Origin of the sequence: Flavobacterium sp., from assembly GCF_044338735.1 — a bacterium.
In the GTDB taxonomy this organism is placed as follows: domain Bacteria; phylum Bacteroidota; class Bacteroidia; order Flavobacteriales; family Flavobacteriaceae; genus Flavobacterium.
Window position 1 is genome coordinate 1 of record NZ_JBIIWV010000039.1, and the last position, 16,135, is coordinate 16,135.

14 protein-coding genes are annotated in these 16,135 nt (G+C 33.5%); all 14 read right to left on the bottom strand.

All coding sequences use genetic code 11. From position 1 onward, the window contains the following. Window positions 1-427, bottom strand: a 427-nt coding sequence (locus ACIQZC_RS04235; RefSeq protein WP_396137996.1) for an ATP-grasp domain-containing protein, incomplete at its 3' end; no start/stop codon positions are given. Window positions 428-574: 147 nt separating this feature from the next. After that, window positions 575-2,185, bottom strand: coding sequence for an alkaline phosphatase PafA (pafA, locus tag ACIQZC_RS04240; protein ID WP_396137997.1), 1,611 nt, complete (start codon window positions 2,183-2,185; stop codon window positions 575-577). A 44-nt stretch (window positions 2,186-2,229) separates the two neighbouring features. Then, window positions 2,230-2,643: a hypothetical protein gene (locus ACIQZC_RS04245; RefSeq protein ID WP_396137998.1), complete on the bottom strand. Its 414-nt coding sequence runs from the start codon at window positions 2,641-2,643 to the stop codon at window positions 2,230-2,232. Window positions 2,644-2,653: 10 nt separating this feature from the next. Further along, window positions 2,654-3,598 (bottom strand): NAD(P)H-dependent flavin oxidoreductase, encoded by a 945-nt coding sequence (locus ACIQZC_RS04250; protein ID WP_396137999.1) that lies wholly within the window; start codon window positions 3,596-3,598, stop codon window positions 2,654-2,656. Then, window positions 3,598-5,199 (bottom strand): S8 family serine peptidase, encoded by a 1,602-nt coding sequence (locus ACIQZC_RS04255; protein WP_396138000.1) that lies wholly within the window; start codon window positions 5,197-5,199, stop codon window positions 3,598-3,600. The genes ACIQZC_RS04250 and ACIQZC_RS04255 overlap by 1 nt, the downstream gene beginning before the upstream one ends. A 58-nt stretch (window positions 5,200-5,257) precedes the next feature. Beyond that, entirely contained in the window at window positions 5,258-6,445 is a 1,188-nt protein-coding gene (gene mnmA, locus ACIQZC_RS04260) for a tRNA 2-thiouridine(34) synthase MnmA (protein ID WP_396138001.1), read from the bottom strand. Between the two features lie 2 nt (window positions 6,446-6,447). Beyond that, entirely contained in the window at window positions 6,448-7,206 is a 759-nt protein-coding gene (locus tag ACIQZC_RS04265; protein WP_396138002.1) for a toxin-antitoxin system YwqK family antitoxin, read from the bottom strand. An 85-nt stretch (window positions 7,207-7,291) separates the two neighbouring features. After that, window positions 7,292-9,181: a membrane protein insertase YidC gene (gene yidC, locus ACIQZC_RS04270; protein ID WP_396138003.1), complete on the bottom strand. Its 1,890-nt coding sequence runs from the start codon at window positions 9,179-9,181 to the stop codon at window positions 7,292-7,294. 39 nt (window positions 9,182-9,220) lie between these two features. After that, window positions 9,221-10,834, bottom strand: a complete 1,614-nt coding sequence (locus ACIQZC_RS04275) for a CTP synthase (protein WP_396138004.1) — start codon at window positions 10,832-10,834, stop codon at window positions 9,221-9,223. Window positions 10,835-10,975: 141 nt separating this feature from the next. Next, entirely contained in the window at window positions 10,976-11,206 is a 231-nt protein-coding gene (locus ACIQZC_RS04280; RefSeq protein ID WP_396138005.1) for a DUF3820 family protein, read from the bottom strand. Between the two features lie 87 nt (window positions 11,207-11,293). Continuing rightward, the gene (locus ACIQZC_RS04285) at window positions 11,294-11,698 is read right to left on the bottom strand and encodes an OsmC family protein (RefSeq protein WP_396138006.1); all 405 of its coding nucleotides are present in this window, start codon (window positions 11,696-11,698) and stop codon (window positions 11,294-11,296) included. Next, a complete protein-coding gene (locus ACIQZC_RS04290) occupies window positions 11,698-13,206 on the bottom strand; it encodes a LysM peptidoglycan-binding domain-containing protein (RefSeq protein WP_396138007.1) in 1,509 nt (502 codons plus the stop codon). Before ACIQZC_RS04290 ends, ACIQZC_RS04285 begins: the two co-directional genes overlap by 1 nt. A gap of 10 nt (window positions 13,207-13,216) precedes the next feature. Further along, window positions 13,217-14,749 (bottom strand): glutamine-hydrolyzing GMP synthase, encoded by a 1,533-nt coding sequence (guaA, locus tag ACIQZC_RS04295; RefSeq protein ID WP_396138009.1) that lies wholly within the window; start codon window positions 14,747-14,749, stop codon window positions 13,217-13,219. Between the two features lie 136 nt (window positions 14,750-14,885). Next, entirely contained in the window at window positions 14,886-16,064 is a 1,179-nt protein-coding gene (locus ACIQZC_RS04300) for an AIR synthase related protein (protein WP_396138008.1), read from the bottom strand. Window positions 16,065-16,135 lie beyond the last annotated feature (71 nt).

Sequence of the window (16,135 nt, forward strand, 5' to 3'; positions counted from 1 at the left end):
CAATATCCATTCCACCTTCAGTAGAATACATGATCATGTTGCGACCAGTGGCTCTATTTAATAAAACCGAAACATAAAATTCTGATGTTTCACTTTCACCTGGGTAGTATACGTCTTCAGCAATTAACACTTTGTGAACCGTTTTTCCTTCTGGAGGTGTTTGCGGTGTAATTAACTGCATTCCGATGATTTGTTCAGAAATTTCGGTTACTTGTTCTAAGTTTTTAGCCAATTTAACGCCTCCTCCTTTTCCTCTTCCTCCTGCATGAATTTGTGCTTTTATTACGTACCAACTTGTACCTGTTTCAGCTGTTAATTGTTTAGCTGCTGCAACTGCTTCAACTGGATTATTAGCTACAATTCCACGTTGTACACGTACACCATAACTTGCTAAGATTTCTTTACCTTGATATTCGTGAATGTTCATAATTATTATGCGTTTTTCTTATTTTTAAAAGTGCCACAAAAATAACAAAGTAATTTTTAATTGACTAACTTTTTTCCGTTTAATTTGGGAATTTAATATACATGATTTATGTATTAAATCAACTTTAAATTAAAGTAGCATTTAATGTTATTTATCCAAAATCTCTAACAGAACCTTCCCGTCTGAACTGTTTGGCATTGTTATTTTTAACATTTGGGTTACAGTTGGTGCAATTTGTGTGATTTCTTTTCTGTCATGGGTTTGACCTTTTGGTATGTTCCAACCAAAGAAAATCAACGGAACATGTGTGTCATAAGAATAGGGTGAGCCATGTGTAGTTCCGGTTGAAGAGTATTCCACATAACCTGGTTTAAAAGTTACTATTAATTCTCCGTTTTGGGTAGGATCATATCCTTTTGAAACAAAGTTTAAATAATAATCACTTGCATTTCCAATGGCTACTTCTTCTTCGGTATAAACGCGCTTGATGAAGTCTTGTTTGTGCAAATAATCTTTAAAAGTTTGTTTTACTTCTTGTAAACTCAATCCTTTTGCTTTTACTTTTACTTTATCAAAAAACACGTTGTAATTTGAATAATCCAATACCAAATTTTCTCCAAAAGTAGTTTCTGAAAATTCTTTCAACTCCTTTTGAATGTTTTTATAATTGATATTATCTACTTTGTATTTATTGTCTTTTAAATAGGTTACGTTTTCCGCTCCAGCGTGATCAGCCGTTAAAAAAACCAAATAACTTCCTTTTCCAACGGTTTTATCTAAATAAGCTAAGAAATCGGCAATGGTTTCGTCTAAACGCAAATAAGTATCTTGTAATTCAATTGAGCGAGGTCCTAAAACGTGTCCAATATAATCGGTTGAGGAGAAACTTACCGCCAAGAAATCAGTGATGTTGTCTTTTCCTAAATTTTCGCTTTCAATGGCTTTTTTAGCAAAATCGGATAATAAATTATTTCCAAACGGTGTTGAACGTAATATTCCCGCATCATTTGCCTCATACATATCTTGCAAATTGTATGGCATGAACGGTGCTTTTTTAAATAATTTCCCTTCGTAGGGATTGTTATCAGTTAAACTTTCGTTATACGTTTCTTTTGGTTTTAATAAATCCCAGCCTTTGGTTACATACTTCAAATAATTTTTTTCAGCATTGAATTGCGTTGCCCATTCGGGAAGTTTTTCACCATAATAGGTACTCGAAATAAATGCACCTGTTTTACTGTACCAAAAAGCCCAATCGGCAAAATGTCCAGCAGGCAAAATTGCTCCACGATCTTTAATACTGATTCCAATTACTTTTCCTTTAAAATTGGTTGATAACTTCAATTCATCGGTTATGGTAGAACTTTGTAAGTTTCTTGGCGACATTTTTCCTTCGTTGACCGAATCGTCTCCAAGTGTTGAAACCGTTGCATCTTCAGTACAATACGTTTCTTTTCCGGTAGCTTTGTTAAACCAATCGTTACCCACAATTCCATGAATTGATGGAGTAGTTCCGGTATAAACCGAAGCGTGACCTGGTGCCGTATACGTTGGCATAAAATTGTAGTGTGTATTATGAAACGTATATCCGTCGTTCATTAATCGTTTGAAACCATTTTCAGAAAAATCGCTTGAAAAACGGTATAAGTATTCCATTTTCATTTGATCTACAACAATACCAACCACTAATTTTGGTTTTTCTTGAGCAAAATTTCCTATTGAAATCAAGGAAATAATCATGAGTAAGGCTTTTTTCATTAGAATTTTAATTCAAATTAGATATAAAACGTTTGATAATTAATTTATTTTGTAACTTCTTCGACAACATCATAACAGAAAACGAAGTCTTTAAAATAGACATATAATTGTGGCTTATTTCCTAAGTCAATTCTTGTAAAAAAAGATAGTTTAACTGCTGTTCCTTCTTGATTTTTACACAAATAGGAATTAATTTCATCTGATTTAGTCACTTCTTTCTCTAAATATTCAACAATAGTGTAGTGCTGAATTTCACGAGAATAAATTACGATTTTATTTTTATCATAATCTAATGTTACATATAATTCAGTCGCTTCAGGCTTAGACCATTTGCCCCAATTCCCTTTATTATCTTTCTCTAAAACAGTTAAAGCAGTAGTTTTAAAACGAAATTGCTGCGCGTGACTCGCAAATGAAAATATGAATAGGAAAAAAAGTAGGTATTTTAAAGATTTCATAGGTTAATTATTAAAATTCAAAGTTAGAAAGCTCTTGTTTAGCAATGTTAAATTCGGTCATGATATTATCAACAATAGTTTCAACAGGCAAAATATCGTGAATTAAACCCGCAATTTGACCAATTTCTAATTCACCTTCGATTAAATCGCCTTCAAACATGCCGCGTTTTGCTCTTCGTTTTCCTAATAAGTTTTCTAAATCTTCTTTTGATGGGCATTTTGAGTACAACTCTTGCAGATCATTATAAAATTTATTTTTAATTAATCGAACAGGGGCTAACTCTTTTAAAGTTAATTGGGTTTCCCCTTCACCCGTTTCAACGATTGTTCTTTTAAATTCATCATGAGCAGAACTTTCGGTTGATGCTGCAAATCGGCTTCCCATTTGTACTCCATCTGCACCTAAAGTCAGTGCCGCGAGCATTCCTCTTCCTGTTGCAATTCCTCCAGCAGCAATTAATGGAATTGCAATTTGTTCGCGCACCATGGGAATCAAAGTTAAAGTTGTAGTCTCTTCTCTTCCGTTATGACCACCTGCTTCAAAGCCTTCGGCAACAACGGCATCAACTCCAGCTTCTTGTGCTTTTAAGGCAAACTTCGAACTGCTTACCACATGTACAACCGTAATCCCATTTTCTTTTAAAAAAGACGTCCAGGTTTTCGGATTTCCTGCCGAAGTAAAAACAATTTTAACACCTTCCTCTTTAATAATCTGCATAATTTCTTCAATATTGGGATACAACATTGGTACATTAACGCCAAAGGGTTTGTCGGTAGCTTTTTTACATTTTTGAATGTGTTCTCGCAATACTTCAGGATACATTGAACCTGCTCCTATTAATCCTAATCCACCAGCATTGCTAACAGCACTGGCTAATTTATAACCGCTATTCCAGATCATTCCACCTTGAATAATTGGATATTTAATATTGAAAAGCTGTGTGATTTTATTCATTATAATTTTAATAATTTACCCTTTTGGGTTTTGTCTTTTAAGGAAAGTTCATAAAAATATATTCCCGAAGTTAATATTTCTAATGAAATTGATGTTTCGGAATTTGAAATATGAAATTGATTGATCATTTGACCTAAACTATTATAAAAATACAATTCTGCACTTTGATTTGATGGTAAATTGATTGTTACTCTATCTTGAATAGGATTTGGATATAAAACAACATTCCCATTATCAAAAATTTCATTACCTAGAGCGTTAGTAAGTGCAAGCTGAAAATCAGGAATTCCGTATCCAAAAAGATTTGTTGGTGCAGTATATCGATCAGCAGATTGTTTGACCAATTGAACAACTTGAGTAGCTTTTAAGCTGGGAACGGCAGACCAAAAACTAGTAATCATTCCTGCCATAATAGGACCCGAAAATGAAGTTCCATTTGCCGTTACAATAGCTCCACTAGTATTTGAAACTACGGCTGCTTGACCTTGCGCCATAATATCTGGTTTTACTCGGCCATCAAAAGACGGTCCTATAGAACTGAACGTTGCGTAAGTTTCATCTGGTTTTACCGCGCCAATTGCTAATACATTAGTAGCTTCTGCTGGAACGCCCACATAAGGATCTGAAGTAGCCCCAGAATTACCAGCACTTGCAACTACCACAATACCTTTAGAAAAAGCAATATTTGCGCCTCTTGAAGCAAATGCTTGATTGCCTGTCATTTCACTATAAGTATGACTGTAACTAGGATTATCATATCCAAAATATCCTAAAGAAGAAGTAATCAAATCAACACCTAGTCGATCGGCTTCCTCAGCTGCTTCGACCCAATAACTTTCTTCCACTGGATTTTCTGATGCAACATCCTCTGTTACAAACAAATAATATTGAGCATCGGGAGCTGTTCCTACTAATTGACCGTCAACATAACCTGCCATGCAAGAAAGCACCATTGTACCATGATTATGTAATGTATAAACATTTGTGCTCTGATTCACGTAATTATATCCGCCTAGTATTAAATTATTGGTAAACAAACGCTGAAAAGGAGTTGCTGTATCTACATTTTGAAAACCCGAATCTAGAACCGCAATTATTTTTCCAGCACCTGTGTAATTTTGTTGGTGCAATAAATGACCATTTAACATTTGAATTTGGTTGGAAGATGTTCCATAGTTGAAATTTTCAGCCACATCCATTCGTTTGCTCACTATATTTTCTGAATTATTATTTGTGGTTCTACTATTCAAAGCCTGATTTGCAAATTTTACAGAACTTACAAATGACAAATTAGTTAATGCCTGAATATTGGCTTGAGTTCCTCTAATATGTAATCCATTCAACCATTTCGATTTAGCTTTTACGGTAATTCCTGTAGCAGCAGAAACTTGATCAATATAGGTTTGGGCAATAGGAACATCCAAATTATCTAAAGGAATTCCTTGAGCTACACGTCTATCTAATGAGCGTTGTGTAAGCATCGACAAAGGATTAGAAAGATAACTGGCAGCATTTGGTTTATCTGAAAAATAAACCCAAGCATCTTCTTGAGAAAAGCCAAAGTTAAAAATCAATAAAAAAACAAGTATCGTTTTTTTCATTTTCCAGAGAATATTACCTTCAAAAATAAGCAATTTTATTTAAAGTTACGTCTTAATTTTATGCAATTACACCACTACCTAAAACCTCATCATTATGATGCCATGCTACAAATTGCCCTTCTGTTATTGCCGATTGTGGCTTTTCAAAAACAACATACATTCCGTTTTTAAATTGATATAATGTAGCTTTTTGCAAAGGTTGACGATATCGGATTCTTGCCAAAACTTCTAATTTTTCTCCTTCATTAAGGGCTAAATCTTCTCTAATCCAATGAATTTCTTCATTAGCAATAAATAGAGCTTTTTTAAACAAACCTGGATGCCGATTTCCTTGTCCGGTATAAATTATATTTCGCTCAACATCGGTTTCAATAATGAATAAAGGCTCTTTTGTACCGCCGACATTTAACCCTTTTCGTTGACCTTTAGTAAAATAATGTGCTCCTTGATGCTTACCAACTACCTTTCCAGGTACTTTTAAGTAATTGATGCGTTGTGCTTCATAAGCAAACGATTCTTCTTCGGATTCAAATACAGGTTTTTCTGCAGTATAAATTGAAGCATCTTCTGGAATTTCCACAATTATGCCTTCTTTTGGTTGTAATTTTTGTTGTAAAAACTCAGGTAAACGTACTTTTCCAATGAAACAAAGTCCTTGTGAATCTTTCTTTTCGGCGGTAATTAAATCTAATTTTGTAGCTATTTCGCGCACTTCAGGTTTGGTCAATTCACCAATAGGAAATAACGATTTTGCTAGTTGTTCTTGCGATAATTGACATAAAAAATAGGATTGATCTTTATTATCATCTTTTCCAGCTAATAACTGAAAAACTTCAGTACCGTCTTTTTCAATAGTTCCTTTTCTGCAATAATGCCCGGTAGCAACATAATCCGCTCCTAAAGACATCGCTATTTTCATGAAAACATCAAATTTGATTTCACGATTACACAACACATCTGGATTGGGTGTTCTTCCTTTTTCATATTCGTTGAACATGTAATCGACAATTTTTTCTTTGTATTGTTCCGATAAATCAACTGTTTGAAAAGGAATACCTAATTTTTCAGCAACAAGCAATGCATCATTACTATCTTCTAACCAAGGACATTCATTAGAAATGGTAACAGAATCATCGTGCCAATTTTTCATAAATAGCCCAATAACCTCATAGCCTTGCTCCTTTAATAGATAAGCCGCAACACTTGAATCAACACCACCAGAAAGTCCTACTACAACTCGCTTCATAATTATTTTCCTTTCTCTTGCTCTTTTTTAAACTCTTCTTCCGATTTTGAAACTTGTGGCAAATTGCGTTGTTCGTATTTAATTAATTCTTTACTAAACTTTGCTGCTTTGACTTGGTTAATTACTTTATTATTTTCATAAAATTTCCACATCCCTACACGCTTACCTTCTTTATAAGCTCCTTCATATAATTTGTTTCCATTGCCATCATAATAAGAAGCTAGACCATTAAACTGACCATTTTTATAGAAATGCTCATCAATTAACTTTCCTTTATCAGAAAAAGTTTTGGCCAAACCATTCTTTACTCCCAATTTATAATTGGTTTCTTCGGCAATTGTTCCATTGGAATAAAAAACTTTTTTATTTCCGTCTAATATTCCGTTTTTGTACAATTCAATATTCATTATTGATTTTGATTCAAAATGATAGTATTTCCATTGACCCTCTGGAATTTTATTCAGTAATTTTCCTTCGCTAACTTTATTCCCTTTTTGATCAAAAAAAACAGCATAACAAGAACCGTCCCCTTTTGAAAAATCTCGAGTAGCAATTGTAGTTCCAGCTTTTGTATCATCAAAATATTTAAAAACTCCTGTTTCTTTTCCATGCGAAAAAACACCCTCATAACGTGGTCGATTGGTTTCTTTATGGGTTCCTTTCCATAATCCGTGACGATTACCATTTGCATCTAATTGATTAATAGCATCTTGAGCAACAACTGAAAAGGTGAGTAAAAAGAATAATATAACGTTTTTCATTATTGATTTTTTAAAGTTGTAAAGTTATCAAAAAAAATGCCAAAAAAAACCCTGACTTTGCAGACAGGGTTTATTAGTGAAAATCTTATTTTTTCTTTTGTGCGGCTTTTTGAGCTTCTGCTTGCTCCATCAATTCGCGCATTTTTTTCTGAAATTTACTTTCCTTTTTTTCTTTAGTCTTATTCACTTGAATTTGAGCGTGAATTTTATCTTCTTTTACAATGTAGTTTTTAATAACCAACATGATTCCTATGGTAATTGAATTGGATACGAAGTAATATAAACTCAATCCCGAAGCATAATTGTTAAAGAAAAATAACATCATGATAGGCGAAATATAAATCATAATTTTCATGATTTTACCCATATCTGGCATACCTTCTTGTGGTGGTGCCATTACCTGATCACCAGTAGTCATTTTCATGTAGAAGAAAATAGCAATTGAAGCTAAAATTGGGAACAAACTCACATGACTTCCATAAAAAGGAATATGAAATGGCAATTGGTAAATACTATCATAAGAAGACAAATCATCTGCCCAAAGGAACGATTTTTGTCTTAAATCAAACATAGATGGGAAAAACTGAAACAAAGCATAAAAAATAGGCATTTGTAACAAAGCAGGCAAACAACCGGCCATGGGATTTACACCTGCTTTTGAATACAATTTCATAGTTTCTTGTTGCTTTTTCATCGGATTGTCCTTGAATTTATCATTCAATTCAGCAATCTCTGGACGCAATACCTTCATTTTTGCTTGAGACAAATAGGATTTATAGGTTACTGGCGACATCACAATACGAACTAAAATGGTAAACAAAATAATAGCGATACCAAAACTAATTCCCAATCCAGAAATTAATTCGAAAACTGGAATAAAAATATAACGGTTAATCCATCCAAAAATACCCCAACCTAAAGGCATTATCTCGTCTAGATTTTTGTGATAGTCATTTAAAATTTGATATTTTGCTGGACCATAATACCAATTCATGTTATAGTTCAATGCTCCATTTTTAAATTCTAAAGGAATCTGTGCCGTAAAATTTTTGGTAAAAATGGTGTCTTTTTCTTCGTCATCTACTAAATTATCCGAATTGAATTTTACTTTTTTAAATTTAGTATCGGTTAATAAAATAGAAGTAAATAAATGTTGTTTAAAAGCTATGTAGCTTACATCTACAGCTTCGTCTTCTGAATCTTTAGCTGCATTTAAATAATCGTCTTTTCCGTCTTCATATTCAAAAACCAATTCTGTATAACGATTTTCATACGAAACACTTTTCTCGTTTCTGTAGGATTTCAATTGCCACACTAAATCTAATGGTTTAGCAGTATTGACTACTTTTTCTAATCCTTGAGAGCGAATGGCAAAATCTAACATATATTCGTTAGGTTTCAAAACATATCGGTATTCTAAAAACTGATTTGGACCAGCTTTTAACTGAAGAGTTACGACTTGATTTTTACCTTCTGTTGTTAACTTAGGTTCAAAAAACATGTCTTTTGTATGTAACGTTCTATTGTCTGCAGTATTTAATGTAATATCTAAAGAAGCATTTTGATCCTTAATAATTTGAACTGCTTTTTTAGAGTTTTTCTCAAATTGTTCAAAACCTAGAACAGTTGCATCAACGATATAACCACCTTTATTTGAAATTTTAAGAGATAAAACTTCGTTTTTAATTTCGGTTACCGCATCAGTTGCTGATGGAAGTGTTGCAGAATATCCAAACGAACCCAACTGAGTTTGTGCAGCGGCTGTTTGAGTAGCATCTGCTGGAGTTACTACTGTTGTTGGTGTTACAGTCTTAGCTGGTTTAGCTTCTTTGGCTTGTTTTTCAACCAGCTCCTTTTTTTCTTGTTCCTTTAATTCTTCTGCACTAGGAGTGTTAGCATATAACATCCATAACAATATTCCAGAGATCAAAACAAATCCGATAATCGAATTTATGTCTAATTTTTTTTCTTCCATCTACTTATAGTGTTCAGTGTTCAGTATTAAGTGAACCGTTTATTTATTTTTATGTTGTACAGCTGCTGCTACAAAACTCACAAAAAGTGGGTGCGGATTAGCAACGGTACTTTTATATTCCGGGTGGTATTGAACGCCGATAAAGAAAGGATGTGTAGGAATTTCGACAATTTCTACCAACTTCGTATCTGGATTTACTCCCGAAGCTACCAATCCTGCTTTTTCTAACTCATTTAAATACGCACCATTAAATTCATAACGGTGACGGTGACGCTCCATAATCTCTGTTTTACCATAGATTTTTTGTGCCAATGTATTTTCTTTGATGCTGCATTTCCAAGCACCCAAACGCATCGTTCCGCCTTTATTCTCTATATTTTTTTGCTCTTCCATTAAATTAATAACAGGGTGAGTTGTGTTTTCGTTCATTTCGGTTGAATTGGCATCAGTATAACCTAAAACGTTACGCGAATACTCAATAACTGCCATTTGCATTCCTAAACAAATTCCGAAAAACGGAATATTATGTTCTCTTGCATAACGAACCGTATCAATTTTACCTTCAATGCCTCTTCCACCAAACCCTGGCGCAACCAATATACCATCTAAATCTTTCAACTGACTAGCTGCTGAATTAGCATCTAAATGTTCGGAATGAATTGAAATTACATTCACTTTTGTCTCGTTTGCAGCTCCAGCATGTATGAAAGCTTCTAAAATCGATTTATATGAATCTTGTAATTCTACATATTTACCAACCAATCCAATATTTACTTCATGCTTCGGATTTTTCAATCTAAATAAGAACTCATTCCAGTTATTTAAATCTGGTGTATTTTTTTCTGGTAATTTTAATTTTTCCAAAGCTACTCTATCTAACCCTTCTTCCAACATTAAATTTGGAACTTCATAAATAGTTGATGCATCGATAGATTGAATTACTGCTTCTTTTTTAACATTACAAAATAACGCTAATTTCTGACGCAATTCTTGTGAAATTTCATGTTCAGTTCTACACACTAAAATATCTGCTTTGATACCGCTTTCCATCAACGTTTTTACCGAATGTTGTGTTGGTTTCGTTTTTAATTCTCCGGCAGCAGCCAAATAAGGCACTAACGTTAAATGTATTACGATTCCATTATTTTCACCTAATTCCCAAACTAATTGACGAACAGATTCTATATAAGGCAATGATTCAATATCTCCAACAGTTCCACCAATCTCAGTAATTACAATATCATAATCACCTGATTTTCCAAGTAACTGCATGCGCTCTTTAATTTCGTTTGTAATATGAGGCACCACTTGAACCGTTTTCCCTAAAAATTCTCCTCTACGCTCTTTTTCTATAACCGATAGATAGACTCTTCCTGTAGTTACGTTATTTGCTTGAGAAGTTGGAACATTTAGAAAACGCTCGTAATGACCTAAGTCCAAATCCGTTTCTGCTCCATCGTCTGTTACATAACATTCACCGTGTTCGTAAGGATTTAGCGTTCCTGGATCTACGTTAATGTATGGATCAAACTTTTGAATCGTCGTTCGGTATCCTCTGGCTTGCAATAATTTGGCTAACGAAGCTGCGATAATTCCTTTTCCTAAGGAAGAAGTCACACCTCCGGTAACAAAAATATACTTAGTTTGGTTCATTGTGTTGTTGTTGTGTTGTTGTTTCCTGAGATAAACTAAGGAATTAGTTGTAATAAAAAATTATAAAGGCCAAAGATAATATTAATTAGTCAATGTGCCAATTAGTCGATGTATCAATTTTGTAATTAAATTGTAAACAATTTATTTTTGTTTTGGAAAGTTTCGACGGATGTTTCGAACGAGTTCTTCTAAACCGTTTAGTTTGAGTTCGTGTACCAATTTTAATTGTTCGCCCAATTGTCCTTTTGGGAAACCTTTATTGGCATACCAAACCACATAAAACTCCGGAAGATCAATTAAATGATAGCCTTCATATTTACCAAAGGGCATTTTGGTATGTGCGAGTTTGATGAGAAGTTCTTGGTTGGTCATTTTTTATTTTAGAGTATAAAAGATATAGAAAAGAAGAATGACTTTAAAACTGTCAATATTCATTTATCTTTCATCTTTGTTCCTTTCTTACTTCCAATTAAAAACAACATCCTTTTCAATATCTGGATGTAAGCTTAATAAAACTGGACAAGTCATTGCTGCTCTTTCAAGAATTGTTTTATTTTTTTCAGAAATTTCAATGGACATATTCAGAATAACTTCAATTTTTGCAATTTTACGCGGTTCAGATTGCATTATTTTAGTAATAGAAACAGTTGAATCTTTTAAATCAACATTCAAATCTTTAGATTTTATTCCCATTATTGAAACCATACAACTACCTAAAGCGGTGGCTAATAAATCAGTTGGTGAAAAAGCTTCACCTTTTCCGTGATTATCTGTTGGAGCATCAGTTAATATCTGTGTACCAGATTGCAAATGAATACAAACTGTTCTTAAATCACCAACGTATGTAATATTTGAAGTAGCCATTATTGCGCTTGTTTTATCGTTAAATCATTGTCATAATATAATAAATAACAACCGATGTTATTGTTTGCACCGTTTTCATTGTAATAGTCAAAACTATTTTCAACATAGGCTGTTTTGTGTTTTGAAACCGAATCGGCAAAACCATTTTCTTGACACATTCGTAAAATGGTATCAAACGTAATATCAAACCCTTTAATCGCAACGCTATTAGGAGCAATATTATTGATTTTTTTATACGCTGCGGCAAAAAGCAATTCTTCTGGCGTTTCAATTAGTTTACTTGTCGAAGGATACATCATTTTTAAGGTAGTCAAATTTTTAATCGGAATTTCCTCAAAATTCAATGCATCATAGACTTCATATACCGTCAATTGAATTTCATATTCTTTTTGTAATCCTTTCAAAATATTGGTAATACTTAGAATCGTACTTGCTTTTTCAATTTCTAAAATAATGAAATTAGTCTTTCCTTTAACCAATTGCGATTTGAATTGAACTACATCAAGTGAGCCTTTATCATTAAAAACAGCGTGCTTGACCCAAGGATAATTTTTTAATAAATATTCTTTTGAAGCTACTTTTTTTGTACTAATAATCGCAACAGTATTGCCGTTTATTGCTTTGAAATGCTGATATAATTTGGTCTTCAATTGTTCTTCCGATGGAATGGCATAATATAGATTAGGTAACGCCAATCCTTTTTCTTTTGAAAGTGGCGAAATCACTGGAATATTATATTTTGAAAGTAATTGTGCTGTAGTCTCCACAAATGAATTTTGAAACGGACCAATAACTGCATCTACATTTGAGAAATCGTTTTTAGCAATTATCGAAGCTACATTTGAAGTATACTTTGAACTCTCCACATCATACACCTTAACATTAACAGGCAATCCTAATACTTTTGCCGAATCAATTGCCATCAAAGCACCAGCATAAAAATCTAAGGTTAAATTTAAAAATTTGTTTGTTTTTATGTGTTCGTTGCGCGTTTTAAGCGAATCGTTTTCAATTTTATTGATGTTAAAGGGCAAGAACAAGACAAGATTTCTGGTTTTTGCTTTAGAAACAGTACTGATTAAGTCAACTTTTTCTTTATTAGAAATAATAGTTGGTGCCAGATTTTTTTTGGTAGGAAGAACCAATTGAACTCCTTCCGATAAGGTGTCTTTCACTGTTGGATTTTTAGCCAATATAGCATCAACAGTAATTCCGAATTTTCTTGAAATAGCATACAAGGTTTCTCCTTTCTGAACCACATAAGTGGTATCATTTGCAGTGGTTACAGGAGTTGGAAAAAGACTTTTTACAGAAATCAACAATGTTTGATTTTCCTTAATACCATTAATCGCATCAGGATTGTTTTTTATAATATCTTCGGGTGTAATTTGATATTTTTTGGCAATAGCATATAACGTTTCACCTTTTACCACAACGTGTGAAGAATTCTTTTGTCCCAACGCACAAAAGAAACTCAAACAAAAAATTAGTACCCAAATGTTTTTCATCTTATTTTATTTATTCCCATTCAATAGTTGCTGGTGGTTTCGAACTAATATCGTATACTACACGATTCACACCACGCACATTATTGATAATTTCATTCGATATTTTCATTAAAAACTCATAAGGTAAATGTACCCAATCTGCAGTCATTCCGTCCGTAGATTCTACAGCTCTTAATGCTACTACTTTTTCGTAAGTACGCTCATCGCCCATTACGCCTACACTATTTACGGGTAATAATATAGCACCTGCTTGCCAGACTTTATCGTACAAACCGTGTTCTTTCAAACCATTGATATATATAGCATCTACTTCTTGTAAAATCGATACTTTTTCAGGTGTAATATCACCTAAAATTCGAATGGCCAATCCAGGTCCTGGGAAAGGATGACGCCCTAATAACTCAGGATCAATTCCTAATGTAGCGCCTACTCTACGCACTTCATCTTTAAATAACATTCGTAAAGGTTCCACAATTTGCAATTTCATAAAATCAGGTAAACCACCTACATTATGATGCGATTTTATAGTTGCTGAAGGTCCGCCAGTTGCCGAAACCGATTCAATTACATCTGGATAAATTGTACCTTGACCTAAAAATTTTACATCTTTTAACTGATTGGCTTCATCGTCAAAAACTTCTATAAACGCATTTCCGATAGCTTTACGTTTCGCTTCAGGATCATCAAGTCCAGCCAAAGCATCATAAAAACGTTTAGAAGCATCAACTCCTTTGACATTTAATCCCATTCCTTTGTACTGGTCTAAAACATTTTGGAATTCGTTTTTGCGTAATAATCCGTTGTTTACAAAAATACAATACAAATTACTTCCTATCGCTTTATTTAGAATTACCGCAGCAACAGTAGAATCTACTCCACCAGATAATCCTAAAACTACTTTATCATCACCAATTTTGGCTTTCATATCTGCAATTACTTCTTCTACAAAAGCATTCGGCGTGAAGGTTTGTTCCACTTTTGCAATCTTAACCAAGAAGTTTTCTAACATTTGTTTTCCATCTGTGGAATGATACACCTCTGGGTGAAATTGAATGGCGTAAGTAGTTTCACCTTCAATTTTATAGGCGGCATTTTCAACATCTTTTGTACTGGCGATTTTGATTCCGTTTGTTGGTAATTTCTTAATTGAATCCGAATGCGACATCCAAACTTGACTATTGTCTGAAACACCTTCTAAAAACAGTTCGTTTTCTTTTAAATATGAAAGATTGGCTCTTCCGTATTCTCTTGTGTTGGATGCTGCAACTTCACCACCTGAAAAATGTGCTAAATATTGCGCACCATAACAAACCGCTAATAAAGGTTTTTTACCTCTAATTTCAGATAAATCTGGATGCAACGCTTCTACTGAACGAACAGAACAAGGACTTCCACCTAAAATTACAGCTTTATAAGATGATAAATCGGTTGGTATTTTGTCAAAGGGGAAAATTTCACAGAAAATGTTTAATTCTCTTACTCTTCGTGCAATTAATTGGGTGTATTGTGATCCGAAATCTAAAATTAATACGTTGTTCATTATTTTAAAGTTAGAAGTTAGAAGTTAGAAGTCGGAAGTTAAAAACTTTACGAAAAAAAACTTAAAACTCAGTTGTGTGTTTTATTTTATTTTTTGACTAAGAATAGAAACTAATTACTCTTCACTAATCACTATAATATTAATATTCAAACGTTCCGTATTCCGAAACTATAGTTAACTTTTTATTTTCTGATGCTTCCACTCTTCCTACAACTTGTGCATCGATATTAAATGATTTTGAAATTTCAATAATGTCTTGTGCAATTTCAGCAGGTATATAAATTTCCATTCGATGTCCGCAATTAAAAACCTGATACATTTCTTTCCAGTCGGTTTTAGAATTTTCTTGAATCAGTTTAAATAATGGTGGTACTGGAAACAAATTATCTTTAATTACGTGAACGTTTTCTACAAAATGAAGGACTTTAGTTTGTGCACCACCACTGCAATGCACCATTCCGTGAATTTGATTTGAATTGTATTTAGATAGTAATTTTTTAATAACTGGCGCATACGTTCTTGTTGGAGAAAGCACTAACTTACCAGCATCAATTGGACTGTTTTCAACCGTGTCAGTTAACTTTGTTTGACCTGAATACACCAATTCGCTTGGAACAGCTGCATCAAAACTTTCTGGATATTTAGTTGCTAAATATTTCTCAAAAACATCGTGACGTGCAGATGTTAATCCATTACTTCCCATTCCGCCATTGTATTCTGTTTCATAAGAAGCTTGACCAAATGAGGCTAAACCTACAATTACATCACCCGCTTGAATATTCGCATTATCAATTACATCAGCACGTTTCATACGAGCGGTAACCGTTGAATCTACAATAATAGTTCGAACCAAATCGCCTACATCAGCCGTTTCGCCTCCTGTTGAATGAATAGTCACGCCGTGTTTCTTTAATTCTGCAATTAATTCTTCCGTACCATTAATAATAGCTGAAATAACTTCAGCTGGAATTAAATTTTTATTTCTTCCGATAGTAGATGACAATAAAATATTATCGGTTGCTCCTACACACAATAAATCGTCAATATTCATAATTAACGCGTCTTGCGCAATGCCTTTCCAAACGGAAATATCACCCGTTTCTTTCCAATACATATACGCTAAGGAAGATTTTGTACCAGCACCATCAGCGTGCATGATGATGCAATAGTTTTCATCATTGGTCAAATAATCGGGAATAATTTTACAGAAGGCTTGCGGAAACAACCCTTTATCGATGTTTTTAATGGCGTTATGCACGTCTTCTTTAGAAGCAGAAACTCCTCGTAAATTATAACGTTTACTGGTATCAGAACTCATGAATTGTGTGTGTTGTTGTTGTTCCGCAAAGATAGTTTTAAAATTTAGAATTTAGAAGTTTGAATTTAGAA